The organism is Staphylococcus sp. EZ-P03 (genome assembly GCF_003344575.1).
Classification (GTDB): Bacteria; Bacillota; Bacilli; order Staphylococcales; family Staphylococcaceae; genus Staphylococcus; species Staphylococcus simulans_B.
On record NZ_QPMO01000022.1, the window covers coordinates 51,753 to 70,070 of the forward strand.

The 18,318-nt window shown below is 36.7% G+C and carries 13 protein-coding genes; 6 read left to right on the top strand and 7 right to left on the bottom strand.

From position 1 onward, the window contains the following. The first annotated feature begins 114 nt into the window (after window positions 1–114). Window positions 115–795 carry a type 1 glutamine amidotransferase domain-containing protein gene (locus DVJ99_RS10560; RefSeq protein ID WP_114604161.1) on the top strand — a complete coding sequence of 227 codons (681 nt, stop codon included), beginning with the start codon at window positions 115–117 and terminating at the stop codon, window positions 793–795. An 88-nt stretch (window positions 796–883) separates the two neighbouring features. Here the strand turns inward: DVJ99_RS10560 and DVJ99_RS10565 are convergent, their stop codons facing one another. Beyond that, window positions 884–1,639 carry an SDR family oxidoreductase gene (locus DVJ99_RS10565; RefSeq protein WP_114604162.1) on the bottom strand — a complete coding sequence of 252 codons (756 nt, stop codon included), beginning with the start codon at window positions 1,637–1,639 and terminating at the stop codon, window positions 884–886. 143 nt (window positions 1,640–1,782) lie between these two features. Further along, window positions 1,783–2,520, bottom strand: a complete 738-nt coding sequence (locus DVJ99_RS10570; RefSeq protein WP_114604163.1) for an NAD-dependent protein deacylase — start codon at window positions 2,518–2,520, stop codon at window positions 1,783–1,785. A 258-nt stretch (window positions 2,521–2,778) separates the two neighbouring features. On the opposite strand from DVJ99_RS10570, the gene DVJ99_RS10575 reads away from it, so the two are divergent. Continuing rightward, window positions 2,779–3,642 carry an LEM-3-like GIY-YIG domain-containing protein gene (locus DVJ99_RS10575; protein WP_114604164.1) on the top strand — a complete coding sequence of 288 codons (864 nt, stop codon included), beginning with the start codon at window positions 2,779–2,781 and terminating at the stop codon, window positions 3,640–3,642. Between the two features lie 176 nt (window positions 3,643–3,818). Next, complete coding sequence (locus tag DVJ99_RS10580) at window positions 3,819–5,630, top strand: coiled-coil domain-containing protein (RefSeq protein WP_114604165.1); 1,812 nt, start codon at window positions 3,819–3,821, stop codon at window positions 5,628–5,630. A 95-nt stretch (window positions 5,631–5,725) separates the two neighbouring features. On the opposite strand, the gene DVJ99_RS10585 is transcribed toward DVJ99_RS10580, so the two are convergent. Next, window positions 5,726–7,915 carry an amidase domain-containing protein gene (locus tag DVJ99_RS10585; RefSeq protein ID WP_114604166.1) on the bottom strand — a complete coding sequence of 730 codons (2,190 nt, stop codon included), beginning with the start codon at window positions 7,913–7,915 and terminating at the stop codon, window positions 5,726–5,728. Between the two features lie 213 nt (window positions 7,916–8,128). Here DVJ99_RS10585 and DVJ99_RS10590 point away from each other — a divergent pair, with 213 nt between their 5' ends. After that, a complete protein-coding gene (locus DVJ99_RS10590) occupies window positions 8,129–10,951 on the top strand; it encodes a YhgE/Pip domain-containing protein (RefSeq protein WP_114604167.1) in 2,823 nt (940 codons plus the stop codon). A gap of 171 nt (window positions 10,952–11,122) precedes the next feature. Then, a complete protein-coding gene (locus DVJ99_RS10595) occupies window positions 11,123–11,641 on the top strand; it encodes a DUF805 domain-containing protein (RefSeq protein WP_114604168.1) in 519 nt (172 codons plus the stop codon). Window positions 11,642–11,853: 212 nt separating this feature from the next. On the opposite strand, the gene DVJ99_RS10600 is transcribed toward DVJ99_RS10595, so the two are convergent. Genes DVJ99_RS10600 through gabT form a run of 3 tightly spaced genes read right to left on the bottom strand, consistent with a single transcriptional unit; the run spans window position 11,854 to window position 15,946 of the window. Continuing rightward, complete coding sequence (locus DVJ99_RS10600) at window positions 11,854–13,236, bottom strand: NAD-dependent succinate-semialdehyde dehydrogenase (RefSeq protein ID WP_114604169.1); 1,383 nt, start codon at window positions 13,234–13,236, stop codon at window positions 11,854–11,856. Next, window positions 13,199–14,596, bottom strand: a complete 1,398-nt coding sequence (locus tag DVJ99_RS10605) for an APC family permease (RefSeq protein WP_114604170.1) — start codon at window positions 14,594–14,596, stop codon at window positions 13,199–13,201. Before DVJ99_RS10605 ends, DVJ99_RS10600 begins: the two co-directional genes overlap by 38 nt. Window positions 14,597–14,617: 21 nt before the next feature. Further along, entirely contained in the window at window positions 14,618–15,946 is a 1,329-nt protein-coding gene (gene gabT / locus DVJ99_RS10610) for a 4-aminobutyrate--2-oxoglutarate transaminase (protein WP_114604171.1), read from the bottom strand. Window positions 15,947–16,049: 103 nt separating this feature from the next. Here gabT and gabR point away from each other — a divergent pair, with 103 nt between their 5' ends. Beyond that, entirely contained in the window at window positions 16,050–17,438 is a 1,389-nt protein-coding gene (gene gabR / locus DVJ99_RS10615) for a MocR-like transcriptional regulator GabR (protein WP_114604172.1), read from the top strand. 112 nt (window positions 17,439–17,550) lie between these two features. Here gabR and DVJ99_RS10620 read toward each other — a convergent pair whose 3' ends face one another. Further along, entirely contained in the window at window positions 17,551–18,297 is a 747-nt protein-coding gene (locus DVJ99_RS10620) for an IclR family transcriptional regulator (protein ID WP_114604173.1), read from the bottom strand. Window positions 18,298–18,318 lie beyond the last annotated feature (21 nt).

The window sequence follows — 18,318 nt, forward strand, 5'->3', positions numbered from 1 at the left end:
ATGAATGCATGAGATTTACAATAACTTTATCATCATTTTGAGCAAATCATTTCCTTTTGCAGGGGAGGTCGGTGTTAAAGTGAAACATATTAATAAACAAGAGGTGAGACTCAAATGAAAAAGATTTTAGTCGCAGTCACAAATGTTTCGAAATATAAAGATTTAGAACGTCCTACAGGCGCATGGCTTGGAGAAGTTGTACATTTCGCAGATGAGTTCTATAAAGCAGGTTATGAAGTAGATTATGTGAGTCCAAAAGGCGGATTTGTGCCGATTGATCCGGCAAGCTTATCTGAAGACTTCATGACAGATGTGGATTGGAAATATTATACAGATCATCAATTCATGACAAAGCTTAATCAATCATTAAAACCAGAAGAAGTTAACCCAGAGGACTATGAAGTGATTTATTACGCCGGCGGTCACGGTGTAGTTTGGGACTTTGAAAAAGATAAAGGCTTAATTGAACTAGCTGAAAAAATCTATTCAAATAACGGCTACGTTACTGCTGTTTGCCATGGTCCCGCAGGATTATTGAATATTAAAGACAATGGTCAAAATCTAATCAAAGGCAAAAAAGTCGCAGGGTTCTCTAACAGTGAGGAATCTCAAATGGGCGTGACAGAAAACATGCCATTCTTACTAGAAGATGCCTTAAAAGAAAAAGGCGGAGAATATGAAAAAGGTGAAGACTGGTCATCATTCGTTGTCGCAGACGGCAGACTGATCACAGGTCAAAACCCTCAATCTGCACAACAAGTAGCGTTAGATACGCTGAAAGCATTAGGTCAATAAATTTCAGTGTACATGAAATAAGACTACCCCGGTGCAGGGTAGTCTTATTTTTATACGTATATAAGCTCTAAAACTGTGATTTTATTGTTTATAGGATACCGCTAGGTTCTTCAGGCAATACTTGGCCGCCATCGATAATCAATGCTTGCCCAGTAATGAACTTAGCTTCTTTAGAAGCGAAGAAAGCTACTGCGTAACCTATATCTTCAGGTTCGCCTAACTCATGTGTCGGTATAATTTGGCGTGTACCTTCTAAGTAATCCTCGCCTTGAGCTTTTAAACCTTCAGTTAATACGTTACCAGGCTGTACAGCATTTACAGTAATGCCGTATTTTGCATATTCTAATGCGGCACTGCGTACAAAGCCGAGTTGTCCAGCTTTTGATGCACCGTAATGTGCCCAGCCAGGATAGCCGGTATTCGGACCTGTAACTGAAGAAGTCACGATAACACGTCCGTATTTTTGTTTTTTCATTACTTTTAAGACAGCTTGTGTCACAAAGAACGTACCTTTTAAGTTGATATTTTGTACATAATCCCAATCTTCTTCTGTTAAATCTTCGATGTTGATTTGAGGATAAACGCCTGTATTTGAAGCTAGAATATCAATCTTTCCAAATTGATGAACGATATCCCCGACAACTTTATTTACTTGAGTTGAGTCTGTCACATCGAGTTTGAAGAATACACCATTGAGTGCTTCAGCTGTTTGTTTGCCGTTGGTTTCATCAATGTCTCCGATAATCACTTTTGCGCCTGCTTCTGCCAATGTTTCAGAAATACCTTTGCCGATTCCGTTTGCGCCGCCTGTCACGAATGCGATTTGATTATTTAAACTAAACATGTACAATCACCTCTTACTTACTCATTACCCTAGGTCGTGTTCAACCATACGTGAATAAATAAAATAGTGACATTATCTTAAAATAAAGCATAAAAAACAGCCTTCATCAAAAAATCAGATGGAAGGCTGTTGGTTCAATAGGATTAGTCAATGTTATTAAGTGCATTGATGACGTTGACCATATCATCATGAATGACTAAATCTGCATCATGATCATAAGATGTCGCATCTTTATTGATGATGACTAAGTTCTCACCTTCAAAGTTGGAAATTAATCCAGCCGCAGGCTGTACAACGAGTGAAGAACCTAAGACCACTAAAGTATCCGCTTGTTTGATTTTGCTTAATGCGCTGAACATTGTCATTTGATTTAACATTTCACCGTATAAGACAATGGCAGGTCTGAGCGGACTGCCGTCTTTCTTACTATGACGCAAGTTATGGTCGATGATATCGAATTTTGAGTATTGATCATTCTCATCATTGATACTGTAGAAAATATTTAATGTACCATGCAGCTCATCTACATTTTCACTGCCTGCATCGGTATGCAGACCATCAATATTTTGGGTAACAACACCTAAAGATTTATGTTCCGCTTCAAGTTTTGCGATCCATTCATGTACAACGTTAGGTTTTTTATCCGCAAACAATAAATACTTATGACAAAAGTCCATGAAGCCGTCTGGGTTACTTTGCAAGTAATCATGACTCAAGATATATTCAGGCGATAAACCTTGCTTTGCGATTTCATCATTTAAACCGCCGATAGAACGAAAATCAGGAATACCACTTGCGACAGAAATACCTGCACCTGTAAAGAACGTAATCTTATTAGAATTATCAATGATGTCTTTCAACTGTGTTATTTTAGTATCCACGCTTATCACTCCATTAATTATTCAATACATCTCGTGTATTGATTTACTCACATTAATTCTAAGATTAAGGAAATGTTTAAGCAACCAGAGATATTTAACAAACTATCAATATACAAGGCAAGCATACAAATATCTTTAGATATGACAACGTTTTTGAAACATTTTGTTAGATTGTGCTATATACTTGTTGGATAAGTGTTGCTAGTATACATGTGTATTAAATAATTTTATAAACACAGATGATTGCGAGGAAATGTTATGGAACACTTAAAAAGATTTTCCGATTCAACAATTGCATATATGGAAGCGGATGCGAATAAACCTTACTATGTTTATTATTTAAAAGATCCGCGTAATGACGAAATATTTTATATCGGTAAAGGAAAAGGCAATAGAATATTTAAGCATAAAGAAGACGCTGAACAAGATATGAAAGAAGATTACATGTTTGAAGGTGAAAAAGAAAGTAATTTAAAATTCGAACGTATCGGACAAATTCTTAGCGAAGGTCTGAATGTGTTAGGTTATATCGTAAGTTTTAAATTAACGAATAATGAAGCTTATGCTGCAGAAAACGCATTAATCAATATGGTGAAAATGAATGAAATGTATAGTTTAACAAACCTTGTAAATGGACACGGTACAAGCGGCTATAAAGTTGAGGATTTAGAAGATGAATTCGGTTATGACCCTATGGAAGTCAGTGACATTAATACAGATGAGATTATTTTAGCTGTAAAAATCAATGATGGATTTAGATTATGCAAAAATGAAAATGTCGTTTATCCTGAAGATATTGAGAAACGTGACCCTGATAATTTAAAAATGCGTACTTTAGGTACATGGAATGTAGATAAAAGCTTGCTGGAAAAAGATAAAATCAAATACATTATTGGAATTAATTCAGGCGCAAATAACTCTGTTATCTCAGCTTATGAAATTACTTCAAAACGTATGAAAAGCAAAGAGAAATATGATAAAAACAATGTGCTTCGTCCAATATATACCTTCGAAAGTGACTCGAATAGTGAAGAAGTACTGAAAAAACTTAACTTGTATAAAAAAGCGTTACCAAGCTTAGAGTTTAAAGCCCAATGTTCAAGACGGTATATCAATAGATAAAAAGTCTCACTTTAGTTAAATTGAAAGTATTAAATACAAACAGAATAAATATTACTATCACACCTTCTAACACTATTATGCTGTCGTTCTAAGGTGTGATTTTTATTTCTCTCTATGAATCATGTCATATTCCTTATATAATGGGGAATGTAGAGTTAGGAGGAAAGGTGAATTGAATGAAAAGAGAGAGATACAATGATTTGAATCGTAGAAACCTAATGAAACAGCCGATTAAGTTTACGAGTGCAGTATTGGTTTTAAGTTCAGTGTTATTCGGTTTCGATGCAGTATCAACCTCTCCTTCAGCCGGCGCAGCAGACCAAGCGGATTCAACGATTTCGCAGAATGTGGATAAGCGTAAACAAAATTTAGAAGCGCGTATTCAAGAAGCTAAAGCTGAAGTTGAGCGATTAAAAGATATAAAAGAAAACGAGAAGGCACAACTTAAAACAGATATCGGTAAAGCGAAAAGTATTGAAGATGTTGATACGTTGTTAAATAAGATAAAAGAGAAACAAAGTACTTCAGAACAAGCTTTGTCAGAAGAGACACAGAAAGTTGAAAGTGTGAAAGATAAAGTAAATCGTGATGTTGAAGAGAATGCGGAAACCTCTCAAAGTACACCGATACAATCGGATGCAGCTGATCAGCGTTTAGACAGCGGGGAGGCTAACCAAAGCATTGACCAATTCATCGCAGATTTAGAAAATTTGTCGAATAAAGTTGACGAGCGTAAACCAAGTGAAGATGAAACAGCTCAATCTTCAGCATCCCAAAAAGCTGATCAAGCAGAACATGCATTAAGCAATCTGAGAAATGATATTCAACGTGTAACAACAGAGAAACAAAGCTCATCGCGTGATTTGGACCAATATGTTCAAAATAAAGAGGCCAACTTGCAGGAACTGGAAAATAGATTAGCTGAACGCCATGAACTTTCAAAATCAAAAGCCGACCGTCTCAGAAATGAAATTGAAACGACTAAAGAAAACTTAAAACAACAAGATAGTATTGTCTTAGACCGTCTACAATCTGCTTCAGATAAACGAGAAGCAGTGAAATCTATTATCGGCAGTACTGTAGATGAACAACAAGCACAGTCTATACTTGATCGTATTGAAACTAAAGGCAAAACAGACTCACAAATTGCGAGCCAAGTGTTAAGTCAATTAGATGGACTCTCTTCCTTCTCAAGCGACAGCTTATTAGAATCTATGTTTGATAAAGCAGAAGATAAAGAAGCGTTGATTCAGACTTTATTATCTACGAAATTTGAACAACAAGAAGCAGCGGATAAAGCTGCAGAAATCATGCGCAATTATCCAAACAGTGCACAAATTGTACAACTGCTTAAACAACATTATGGTTCAGATATTTCAGGCGACGATATTCTTGGCAATGTGATTGACCAAGCACATAATCAGCGCCAAGCGATTGAAACGATATTAGCTTCTAAATTCAACGATGCTAAAGCACGTGCATTAGCGAATATTATCGCAAAGAAAGAAGATAAGAAGGCAGAACTGTTAAAATTAATGACTTCTGATATTGATCGTCATTTGAATCATTTACTCAAAGTGGATAATGATATCAGTCGATTGAAATCAGATGTACGCGGTATCTTTGATCCGTTACAAGACACACCAAGCTTACTGCAGCTGTCTAAAGAAAGTGGATTGGATAAACCATTGCTTGGCAGTCATACAGGCTTATTCAGCGGACCGAGTCTCATAGATAAACTGTTAGGCGGAGACAGTGTGCTGGATAAAATTCCGGATATTCCTAATCCTTCGCAAGGACGTGCTTTATCTTTAGGCAATCCGTCTGATGACTTCTTAAGCGGTTTATTTGATGATGACGGCAACTTTGATTTGCCGGCAGCGGGTGAAGTCGCTAAACGCTCAGCATTGCCGCTAGGTATTGCATTCGTTATTATCGGAAGCGGTATTACATGGTTTGTGAAACGCCGTAAAACGAAATCATCTTAATCATTCAATTCATTGAAGTAAATCATTATAAATAACGCTCCATTCAAAGGACCAATTGCTTGGTTTTGAGTGGAGCGTTTTATCTTTGGAATATTTTATTTTTGACCTTCAATATAACTTAATTCAGATGCATCTTGTGCATCGATAGTTCTGTAAGAAATAACGCCTAAACCTTGAACGTTAGATTCAGAAATAACAATAGAACCATCTGGATTAACCTTTTCCACAAAGGCTACATGGCCATAGATACCATCAGCACCTTGCTGGCCAGCTTCAAAGACCACTGCACTATGTGCTTTTGGAGTATCAGAGACATGATAACCTTTACGTTCTGCACGATTATTCCAATTACGGGCATCACCTAAGTCGCCGCTGATGGATTGATTGAATTGTGCCATACGATTATAGACATACCATGTACATTGTCCATGCGGATAAGGTGTGTTGCCGGTTGTTTCTTCAAACGGTTTAAAGTCTCCATGGCTTTGTGTCGTACTTGGTTGATAGTCAGATAGGTTAGGCATCTTTTGTTTGTCGAATTGTGTTAAATCATAATGGCGGATCAGACTGTTCAATTTATCCGCATAACGTGTATCTGTCGCATAAGTTGTAGCTAAGTGTCTCGTTGCGGCACGATAGTTTGAAGCTTCGCTTTTCCAAGTCGGCTGATAAATCGTCGGATTGCCGTCAATGCCGTTTTTAATTAACGCCGCATAGTCTTCAAGCGATTCTTTTTCACTTGGATAACTGCGAAATTGTGCAGAGATTTGATACATACTGCTTCCGCTGTCTTCAAGCGTATTAAAAGTCGCAGACTGTCCTTGGTACGCACCCTTAATACCGAATAAGTTATAATGCGGTGCACGTGCTAGACTGCTGTTGCCTGAGTCAGATTCTAAAATCGCTTGTGCAATCATGACAGAAGCATAAATATCTTCATCTTGTCCGATTTGATGTGCATCTTTCGCAATGGTTTTAATAAAGTCGCGTGTAGCTTTATTTTCGCTGACTGCGAAATCACTAGACTGTTCTGAGCGGTTTGATACATTCGGCAGCAATTGGAATGTCGCAGTTGTTCTGAGGTTCGAACGTCTTAAATCACCTTCAAACGATTGTGCAGGTTTTTGTTTGTGTTTCATCTCTGATTGAGAAGGCAATTGCGGGTTTTCATGATTTTCTTTCGACTGTTTTGAAGATGCTTGTGGCGATTTTGATTGCTTGGGTGTCTTAGGTTGTGCTTGTTTTTCTTTTTGCGCATCATATTCTGCTTTGCTTTGTTTCGCATCTTCACTGTATTGATCTAGTATCGATTCTAAGACACGGTCATCTGCTTGTGATTCTGTCTCAGGTGCCTTTGTGTCTTCTTGAGTATCTTGCGTTGTATCACTTTCTGCTGAAGTGTTTGTATCAGTACTATCATTATCCGGTGTTTCGGTTGGATTGGATTCTGAAGGTTCTTGTGTATCTTTATCTATAGTTGCTGAATCATCAGCAGCGTTGGAACTGGCTTCGTCTAGTTGCTGAAGAATGTCATTGTCATCTTGTGAGACATCCGGTGAAGTTTCAGAGTCAGCGTTATTATTTTGTGTAGTAGAGTCTTGTGTCTCATCAGAGGATTCAGATACATCGTTGTTGTCTGTATCAGTTTCAGGTGCTGGTTTATCAGTATCGATATCTGATTGAGACGCTGTTTCATCTTCAGATGGATGTGCTGTTTGATTGTTGGTATCTTCATTCATGAAGAAAGTTTCATTAGAACCGTTGGGTGCTGGGTTAGACGTTGTTTCTTGTTTGGTTGAAGACGTTTGGTCTGTTTCATTTTGACTGCTTTGGAAGAAGCGGCTGAACCAACTATGGAAACGATGATTGTTTGTACGTTGTTCTGCTGGTTTAAAGAAGTCTAACGTATATTTATCATAATCGTTTGTAGGTGTATCAGTGTCAGTTGATGGTTTTGTCGTTTTTTGTTCTTGTGCATTGTCCGCAGCTTTTTGTGCTGACTCTGTTTCATCACGTGTGGACGCTTTAGATTTTGGTTCTGTTGTTTTAGATGATCCTTTTTCTATGTCATCATCATTTTCAGAAGAAGCAGCTTTTGAGTCATCTGCTTTATCTTCTGTATGTGAAGTGTCTGATGATTTTGGTGTGCTGCTTTTCGAATCCTCTTGTGAAACATCAGGTGCAGTGATTTCATCTGAAGCCGCTGTGCTGATATTATTCAAGGGGAAAGATGGAAGGAGTAATGAAGTCGAAAGCATACAGACGAATAATTTTTGTTTCTTCATGAAAATACCTCGCTTAAATATTATACTTTACTATGTACAAACTATCGTTTGACTTGGTACACTGGTTACAGTCTTATGGTAAGTTGACACCGATTAACTATTTGAGATATACCCTTTCTAATGAAGCCATTATATCAATTTATACAAAATAAACAAATAGTGAATTTGAATTAATGTTAGGTTTAAAATAGATACAATTTTAGAGGTGTATAAATGAAGAATGCAATCCAGCTGTTTCTGATGGATTTAAAGAAAATCATTAAAAACCCAGGTGTGCTGGTGATTTTAGGCGGTATCGCCATACTGCCGTCTTTTTATGCATGGTTTAACTTGGATGCGACTTGGGATCCGTACGGAAACACAAAAAATATAAAAATTGCTGTGGTTAATGAGGATAAAGGAGATAAAGTCAAAGGCAAACAGATTAACGTAGGCGACACCATTGTCGATACCTTAAAGAAAGATGATCATTTTGACTGGGAATTTGTCAGCCGGAAGAAAGCTGACCATGACTTGAGGATGGGTAAATATTACGCCGCGATGTACATACCTGATAAGTTCACCCATCAAATTACAGGAACATTGAGAAAAGACCCTCAACAAGCAGATGTAGAATATAAAGTGAACCAAAAACTGAACGCGATCGCGCCTAAAATGACTGATGCAGGTACCAGTGCAATTGTCCAAAAGGCGAATGAGAAGTTTAATGAGACCGTCACCAAAGCTTTATTAGACGAAGCCAACCGCTTAGGTATCAAACTAGAAAAAGAAATACCTACGATTAACAAGATTAAAAAAGCAGTCGGAACAGCTAATGATTCTATACCGAAAATCAATGAGTTCGCAAAGAAAATCTTATACTTGGATCAAAACCAAGATCAGCTTGATGCCTACGCTGATAAGTTCAGAGGTTTAGACAACTATAAAGGCGATGTCTTGGATGCGGTTGATAAATTAAATCGAGTGAATGCGGCAGTACCGGCATTGAATGAGAAAGCAAAACTGATTCTCGCACTGAATGAATACCTGCCGAATATAGAACGCGCTTTAAATATTGCATCGAATGACGTACCGCAAGCCTTCCCGCGCATTAACCGCGGTGTGGATATTGCGAGCGAAGGGGTTGAGACAGGCAAACAAGGTCTCAATGAAGCGCAAGGTTACTTATCAGCTGTAGAGCAACGTGTCGGCAGTTATCAAGAAGTGCTGGATAATGCACAAGACGTGAACCAAAATGTAAATCAAAACTTGCAAGAACGTGCTGATACAGCACCGCAAAGCACGTCTGCATCAAGAAATTATCAAACTGCTCAAATGAGTACGAACGATAATTCCAGCAACGATACATTCAATCAAAATGATGTCAGTGCAATGGAATCGTCTCTCTCAACTGCATTGTTATCATTATCCAAACAGGCAGAGCAGCAAGCAGAAAGCAGTCAAAAAGATCTCAATGCGATGGAAAATATCACGTATGGTATTTTAGCTTCTGATCAGCCTAAAGACTTTAAAGGACCTTTAGACAATATGACAGAACGTCTTGAAGTGACAAGCAAGACTAACCAGCAGCTGATTGATATTCTTTCAGAGTTAGAAGAAAGAGAACATGTGGATTTATCTCAAGAGATACAAGCGTTAGAAGCCGCAAACAACAGAGTCAATCACTTGATTAAGAAACAAAACCAATTAAGAGATGCATTAGCGAACGGCAGTTCAGGTAAAATCGAAGCGGTGGATTTATTAAAAGAATTGCCGCGTGTGGATAGTGCATTAAGCGACTTGAGAAATTATATCCGTTCTGATTTGAATCAACGTCTCATCAATGTCTCTAATAACATTATGTCAGTGTTGAATGAAGGCGAAACAAAACTATCTGCAGTACAGTCTAAACTGAATACGATTCATCAAGTCATTGATGAAGGACAATCTATCTTAAATATTGCCGGCGATAGAATCGACACGATTCAGAGTGCATTGCCGGGACTTGAACAACGTTATATGGATGCGATGGCAGTTGCACAGCACTACTATCCAGAGTTCAAGCAAGGTGTAGAACGCGCAGCATCATTTATCAGAAACGACTTGCCTGAGTTGGAACAGCAGCTGGCAGATACAACTGCAACGGTGAATCAAAATGTACCGACATTGTTTAGCCGTTATGATCGTTTAGTGGACTTGCTGAATGAGAATCAGCCGCAAGCTAAAGAAGACTTGCATAACTTAGCAGAGTTTATTCGTCATGATTTGCCGGATATCGAGAAGGATATCGCAAAAGCAAATAAACTCTTTAATGAAATTGAAGATGATGACGCAGTAGATAAAATGGTGGATTTACTGAAAAATGACTTGAAGAAACAAGCAGATGTCATCGCCAACCCGATTAATATTAAAGAGAAAGATATTTTCCCTGTTAAAGACTATGGTTCTGCAAGTACACCATTCTATACAGCACTTGCGATTTGGGTAGGCGCATTGCTGATGGTGAGCTTGCTTACGACAGATAACAAGCACACTGCCATGACGCAGCAGCTCACAACGAGAGAGACATATATTGGCAAGATGGGACTGTTCTACCTTATCGGTATAATCCAATCCTTGATTGTGTCTATCGGGGACTTGATTATCTTGAAAGCACAAGTGGAACACGTTGGATGGTTTATCGGACTTTCAGTCCTTTCTTCACTCGTGTTCGTATCGATTGTGTACACCTTGGTGTCATTACTCGGCAACCCAGGGAAAGCCATTGCGATTATTATGTTAGTCCTGCAGATTGCAGGCGGCGGAGGTACATTCCCGATTGAAGTCACGCCGGAGTTCTTCCAAATGATACATCCGTTTATGCCGTTCTCGTATGCGATTGATGCGATGAGGGAAGCGGTCGGAGGTTATGTACCTGAAATCTTAACGAAGAAAATTATATTCTTATCCTTATTCGGTATCGGCTTCTTGTTAATCGGTATTATCTTTAAACCGATGATTGATCCTGTGATGAGAAAAGTAGCAGAAAAAGCTGAGAAAAGTGATGTTATGGAATAAGGTTGATATCAAAGGAGTCTGGGTCAAACCAGGCTCTTTTTGATTGCGTAAAATACTTAAATTCAGATGTAAACTACATGAGAATTAACAAATAATTTACTAAAAATTAATTTGAGTTGCTTAACGCTATCTGTGTATAATGTTACTAAAGTAATGGGAGAGGAGCGCGTTATGAACCAATCTGAAAATCAAATCATTAAAAGTTATAAAGAATTTTGGACACGTTTTGTCGATGTAAAAGGACGTTCTCATCGTCCAGACTATTGGCATCCGTTTTGGATCAACATGGTCATTTCATCTATCTTAGGGGCACTTTCAGGCGGAATATTAAGTTCTATCTTCGGTCTTGCGATTATGATTCCATCATTTACAGTAATGGTAAGACGCTTGCATGATACCAACCGTTCTATGTTATTTGCGATTATTTCATATGTCAGCGGTATTATTGTGATGGTTGCAATGTTTATTTTCTTCTTCGGCGCGATTTTAGCAGCCAACGACAGCAGCGGCGCAGCATTAAGCATATTATTCATTTTAGGTGTGCTAGGCTTTATTGCGGCAATTGCGATCTCTATCTACATTATCTATTTATTGGTACTGCCTGGGGATCAAGTACCGAATAACTATGGCAGCGGCGGCAGTAACCAAACATTGCCAGAAGAATCTGTGCAGCATGAAGTTCAAATTTAATAACGAGTTATGTAGTAATAGAATCATTGAGACGGGGTATGCATGTTAAGGGTGTATATCCTGTTTTTGTCTTCATTCTGATTAATTTTTGGAAAGAAAGATGGCTAATACAGTAAATTAATGTTGAAGTTGTTGAATTTAAAGACGAGTAAACAAAGAAAATAGACAAACAATACTAATACCAATATTGTTTGCCTATAGCTAAAATATAATTACATGTTACCGATTGATAAATATTTAGTTTCTAAATAAGGTTCTATACCTTCTATACCGCCTTCACGGTCATATCCACTTTCTTTCATGCCTCCGAAAGGAGCATGGGCAGCTGAAGGTGCACCATCATTCCAACCGATAACTCCATAATCTAGTGAGTTATACAAGTAAAAGCCTGTACGATAATCATTAGTAAAGAAATATGCGGCTAAACCAAATTCAGTATCATTTGCATATTTTACTGCGTCTTCTATTTTAGAATAAGTCATAACAGGTATGATTGGACCAAATGTTTCTTCATGCATAACTTTCATCTCAGCATTTGCATTATCAATGACAGCGGGTTTTAAGAAGTTGCCGCCTATTGATGTGATATCGTCTAAAGAACGTGAAAGCTTTCCGCCTTTTAATTCAGCATCTTCTAATTGATCAATAACTTTTTCAACGCCTTTTTTATTGATAAGAGGGCCGATATCGACATCTTTTTCAATACCATTTCCTACTTTTAAATTATCTACTTTTTGAATTAACTTTTCTGTATATTCTTCTGCAATGGCTTCATGTACATATACACGGTTTGCACAAATACATGTTTGTCCTGCATTTCTGAATTTTGTTGCCATAGTTTGATCTACAGCATAATCAATATCAGCATCTTTATGGACAATTAATGGTGCAAGACCTCCTAATTCCATCGTCACATTTTTAACAGTGGAGGCTGCTTGTTCGATGAGTTGTTTACCCACATTTGTGGAACCTGTGAAGGTCAACTTTTGTATTAGAGGACTATCACTAAACACTTTTCCTGCAACTTTACCACTAGCAATTACATACTGAACAGCACCCTCTGGTATACCTGCCTCATATGCCAATTCTATTAAGCGAATTGTTGTTAATGGTGTCTGTACAGCTGGTTTACAAACAATAGTGCAGCCTGCTGCAAGTGCAGGGGCTATTTTACGTGTAATCATTGCAGCTGGGAAATTCCATGGTGTAATTGCAGCGACTACACCTACAGGAAACTTTTCGACGATTATATTTTTAGAGCTGCTGTTTGCTGGGATCGTTCTTCCATATAGACGTTTTGCTTCTTCTGCATACCAATCTACATAGGAGCGTGCATAATCGACTTCACCTAATGATTCTTTATAAGGTTTACCGCCTTCTTTTGTAATTAATGCTGCTAATTCATCTTTATGCTCATTAATTAAAGCAGACCAGGCTTTCAATTTAGCAGAGCGCTCATGTGCATCTACGCACTTCCATGTGTTAAAAGCTTTATGTGCCGATTCGATACTATTTTTTATGGATTTTTCATCAGTGTAATCTAGAGTTTGAACAACATCATTCGTTGCTGGGTTCATAACTTCTAATTTTGTCATTAGTAACCACCTCATTTTTTCGTTTTTGAATATAGTATAGGACTGCAGCAATGAGGTACCATCCAAATACAATCAGCCATTCTGCTGGCCAAATAAGTGAAGATGGCATTCCAGGCAAGTAGATAATAATAAATAATATACTTAAAATAACTGCAATAATTCCTACAATTTTACCGTTTTTAATTCTATATGGTCTTTCTAAATCTGGTGCAACTTTTCTCAATTTGATGAATGATAGGGCAACAAGCAAGTAGCCTATAACGACACCAATACCGCCAGCATCAACGATCCATACAAGTGCAGGTCTTCCTAATAATGGAGAAACAAAAGCAAGTACACCTAAAAAGATGATACCGTGAGTAGGTGTTTTATATTTAGGATGTATATAAGCAAACCACTTAGGTATCATCCCATTTTTAGCCATTGCATATAAGATACGGCTGCCTCCTATAATAAAAGCATTCCAACTTGTTATAATTCCAGCAACACCACCAAGTACGAGAAGTACACCAAAGCCTTCTTTACCGAATAAGTTTACCATGGCATCTGCTGTTGCCAGTTCACTTGTTTTTAGTTGACCTGGAGTTAAGCCAGTTGCAACTCCAAATACAATGAGTAAATAGAAAAATACTGATGCAACAATTGAGATAATTAATATTTTACCTATTTTCTTAGAAGGTGCTTTAACTTCCTCGGCAATTTGCGGAATAACATCAAAACCGACAAATAAAAACGGAATCATAATTAATATAGACATTGTACCGCCCATACCATCTACGAACAGCGGTTTTAGATTAGTGAAATTGCCGTTAATACCTGCACCAAACACAAGTAATAATCCTACAGCTACTATGAAAACTGTAAACACTGTCTGCATTACAGCCGCCGGTTTAATACCAAAGTAATTAAGAGAAGTTAAAATCACGCTGCCGACAGATCCGATAAGCACCCAAGTTATATAGACATCCCATCCCTGAATATTCCATAAGAAACCAGAGTGCTTAAACGGTATAACATAGTCTATGACTGTAGGTAATGCAACAGCTTCAAAAGTAATTACCGAAACATAGCCAAACAGAACAGACCAACCAGAAATAAATGCTAAACCTGGTTTGAAAGCTTTTTTAACAAATACAAATCCGCCGCCGGTTTCAGGGAAGGCTGAAGCTAGTTCAGCGTAAGTCAAACCAATAAATATTACAAAGAGTCCGCCGATTATAAAGGCGAATACACTTCCTAAAAATCCAGCAGTAGATATCCATTCACCTGATAGCACTACCCATCCCCAACCGAGCATAGCGCCAATAGCTAAGAATAGGACATCCATAATGTTCATCGATTTATTAAAATGTGATTTCATAAACATACCCCATTTTTATCTCTATTTTTTCACGTTATTACACACTTCTTCTAATATATTTAGGCCTTTTGTTAATTCTTCATCTGTGATTACTAACGGTGCTAAGAAACGAATAACATTACCTTTCAGACCTGCTGAAAGTAAAAGTAACCCATTTTCGTTTGCTTGTTTTATAATTTTTGCAGTTGTTTCTTTGTCAGGTGCATTTGTATCAGGGTCTACGATTTCCATAGCTACCATAGCACCTAATCGTCTAATGCTGCCTACAAAGTTGACTTGTTGCGCTATTGATTCTAAGTGTTTTTGAATTTTAGCACCTACAAGTTCTGATTTTTCATTTAATTTTTCTTCTTCAATAATTTCGATAACTTTTAATGCGGCTTCACAAGCAATTGGATTACCTGCATAAGTTCCGCCAAGTTCTCCGGGATTTGTACTATCAAGCATTTCAGAACGTCCTACTACGCCGCTTAATGGAAAGCCGGCAGCTAAAGATTTTGATACAGTAATCAAATCTGGTTCTACATCAAAATGTTCAATTGCAAATGTCTTTCCAGTACGCGCAAATCCAGTTTGAATTTCATCAGCAACAAAAACAATGCCGTGTTGATTACAAATTTCTCTTACAGCTTGCACAAACTTTTTGCTTGGGATTACGAAACCGCCTTCACCTTGGATAGGCTCCATAACAATACATGCGACAGTTTCAGGATCAACACTTGAAACAAAGAAATCATTCAGTTGATCGATAATATATTCATCATATTCTTCATCTGTTAATTTGTCAGGCTTTTCAGATAAATTAGGGTATGGTGCTTGATATACTTCAGAAGCAAATGGGCCAAAGCCTAGTTTATAAGGTCTAACTTTGCTTGTCATAGCCATTGTTAAATTAGTTCGTCCATGAAATCCTCGGACAAATGAAACTACTCCTGTACGTCCAGTATACTTTCTGGCAATTTTTACAGCGTTTTCTACAGCTTCAGCACCTGAATTAAGTAAAATAACTTTTTTATCAAAATTACCAGGTGTTAACTGAGCCAGCTTTTCAGCTAATTTAATATAACTTTTGTACATAATGACGTTGAAACCAGGGTGAATAAAATCTTCCACTTTTTCTTTGATATGGTTAACAATTTTGGGGTGACTATGCCCAACATTCATAGTACCGATTGCCCCTGCAAAATCAATAAAAGTATTATCTTCCACATCAACAATTGTTGCCCCTTTTGCATACTTTGCAACGTTTAAATTGCCGTTACCCACTCCCCTAGAGACATATTGTTCTCTGAGTGATTGATAGTGTTTATTACTTGAAACGTCTTGTGATTTATTACTTTTAAGATTCATAATATCCCCTCCATTTACTTATTACATGTATCATACTTTAAACATTGGTATAATTAAAAGAACCAGAAATAGAAAATCAATGGTACCAGATGGGGTGGAAAATATGAAAAACGGTAGTGATTATATCTATAGAAAGATATACACACAGATTAAAAATGATATTTTGAACCATAAATTTGAAAGCCATGAAAAGCTGCCATCAAAGAGAAAGTTAGCTAAAGAATTAAATGTGAGTATTAATAGTGTTAAAAGTGCTTATGAGCAGTTGATTGCAGAAGGATATATCTACACTCTAGAACGAAAGGGATATTTTATAGAGTCATTAAATGAGTTGATTATTGATCAAGCATACCAGCAAGTAACTGAAAATCTAGAAACAAATGACAATTCTAAAAAGCAATTTAATTATACACTGTCACATATGTCGACAAACCTTAGTGAGTTTCCAATTGATATATGGATTAAAATGCAGAAGAAAATTTTTAGAGAACAGTCTTCAATTTTATCTGAAGTGCCATATATTAAAGGTCCGATTCAATTGAGAAATTCGTTAGCGAAAATCATTTCTTTTAAAAGAGGGATTTCTTGCAACCCAGAACAAATTATATTGGGATCAGGTACGAATGCCTTGATGCTTTTATTATTGAAAATCTTTGATCGAAAATTGACAGTAGGGGTGGAGAACCCAGGATATTCTCGTATGAGACGTTTGATTGAGGGGCAGAATATTAAAACAGTTGGTATATCAATCAATAATAAAGGTGTATCTGTTAAAATGATTCAGAATAAAAATCCTGAGATAATGCTTACCACACCATCGCACCAATTTCCATTAGGAGTAATCATGCCTATATCAAGAAGAATAGAATTATTGAACTGGGCCACTCAACATCAAAATTACATCATAGAGGACGACTATGATTCTGAATATAAATATGGCACAGACAACATACCTTCTTTATTCAGCTTAGATAAAAACAATCGTGTTATATACTTAGGAACTTTCTCAAAAACACTATTACCAGGTATGAGAATCAGCTATATGATTTTACCTCCGGTATTATTAGAAAAATTTAATCATATATATGATGATGCAGTATCAGATATCAGTACTTTGAATGCTTTAACGCTTTCAAAGTTTATTGATGAAGGTGAATATGAAAAATATATTAAAAAGATGAGTCATACTTATGAATTTAAAAGAAAAAAGATGGTCAGGCTAATCAAACAAAAATTGAAACAACCTGTTACTATCAAGGATATTAAAGCGGGTTTGCACTTCGTTATTGAAGTAAAGTCGAACTATACTTATGCAGAAGTAGAAGAAAGAGCATCTCAAAATAGTTTGGAATTATACACTTTAAGAAGATTCATGGTTGAAGATATATCGAATCATAAAGCGAAAGTAATAATTATTGGCTTTGCTAATATTAATGATGACAAAATGGAAGCAACTATTGATATATTAAATCACGTGTTATTTGATCATTAAAGCATTAGCCAGCAGTTTTTACAGGTTAATCAGTATAAAAAGGTCGCAGGAATTTTTCATAAAACCTGCGGCCTTTATAATTTGAGAACATTACTCAATGTATAGCATGACTTTATGCACCGAGGTGTTTAGAAATACTGTTAGTTATTGATTTCAATGATTGTACATAAAAGTCCTTGTTTTCAATGTTCTCTTTAGGAAAAGAGAGGCTTATTGCACCTTGGACTTCACCTCGATGATTAACAAAATAGCTACCTATACAACGTATACCAATTTCATTTTCTTCTTTATCTTCAGCATAACCTAAACTTCTTATTTGGTTTATTTCTAGAAGTAAATCATTTAAGTTATCAATTGTATTTTCAGTATATTTATAGATTTTGCTCTGATTCCAAATATCTTCAATTTCATCATTACTGTATGTTGATAAAATAGATTTTCCAACAGCAGTGCAGTACATAGGAGCTCTCTGACCAATTTTCGATGCCATATAGTTTGTGCTGTTACTAGGTATGAACTTTTCTATATATAATACTTCGTGATTATCCTCTATAACTAAGTGACAAGTTTCATTAGTTTCAATTGACAGTCGGCTAATTAGACTTTTAGCGATATTTAAATAATCGATATTTTTTACACTGTTATTACCTAATTGAAATAACTTATAAGTTAATGCGTATTGATTTGTAAGATTATCTTTTTTAACGAAGTTATTGTCTATTAAGGAATTGACCAATCTATGAACAGTAGATTTTGTTAATTGACTCTTTTCAACAAGCTCCATTAATGATAAAGGCCCACTCTGACCTATGATTTCTAAGAGATTTAATGCTCTATCAATTGATTGAACTTTTGACATTTTTATACTCCTTCCCATTGA

Excerpts from the sequence above, each read along its gene's own strand:
- DVJ99_RS10560 (WP_114604161.1), top strand. The coding sequence starts at position 115 with ATGAAAAAGATTTTAGTCGCAGTCACAAATGTTTCGAAATATAAAGAT.
- DVJ99_RS10565 (WP_114604162.1), bottom strand. The coding sequence starts at position 1,639 with ATGTTTAGTTTAAATAATCAAATCGCATTCGTGACAGGCGGCGCAAAC.
- DVJ99_RS10575 (WP_114604164.1), top strand. The coding sequence starts at position 2,779 with ATGGAACACTTAAAAAGATTTTCCGATTCAACAATTGCATATATGGAA.
- DVJ99_RS10580 (WP_114604165.1), top strand. The coding sequence starts at position 3,819 with ATGAAAAGAGAGAGATACAATGATTTGAATCGTAGAAACCTAATGAAA.
- DVJ99_RS10585 (WP_114604166.1), bottom strand. The coding sequence starts at position 7,915 with ATGAAGAAACAAAAATTATTCGTCTGTATGCTTTCGACTTCATTACTC.
- DVJ99_RS10590 (WP_114604167.1), top strand. The coding sequence starts at position 8,129 with ATGAAGAATGCAATCCAGCTGTTTCTGATGGATTTAAAGAAAATCATT.
- DVJ99_RS10595 (WP_114604168.1), top strand. The coding sequence starts at position 11,123 with ATGAACCAATCTGAAAATCAAATCATTAAAAGTTATAAAGAATTTTGG.
- DVJ99_RS10600 (WP_114604169.1), bottom strand. The coding sequence starts at position 13,236 with ATGACAAAATTAGAAGTTATGAACCCAGCAACGAATGATGTTGTTCAA.
- DVJ99_RS10605 (WP_114604170.1), bottom strand. The coding sequence starts at position 14,596 with ATGAAATCACATTTTAATAAATCGATGAACATTATGGATGTCCTATTC.
- gabT (WP_114604171.1), bottom strand. The coding sequence starts at position 15,946 with ATGAATCTTAAAAGTAATAAATCACAAGACGTTTCAAGTAATAAACAC.
- gabR (WP_114604172.1), top strand. The coding sequence starts at position 16,050 with ATGAAAAACGGTAGTGATTATATCTATAGAAAGATATACACACAGATT.
- DVJ99_RS10620 (WP_114604173.1), bottom strand. The coding sequence starts at position 18,297 with ATGTCAAAAGTTCAATCAATTGATAGAGCATTAAATCTCTTAGAAATC.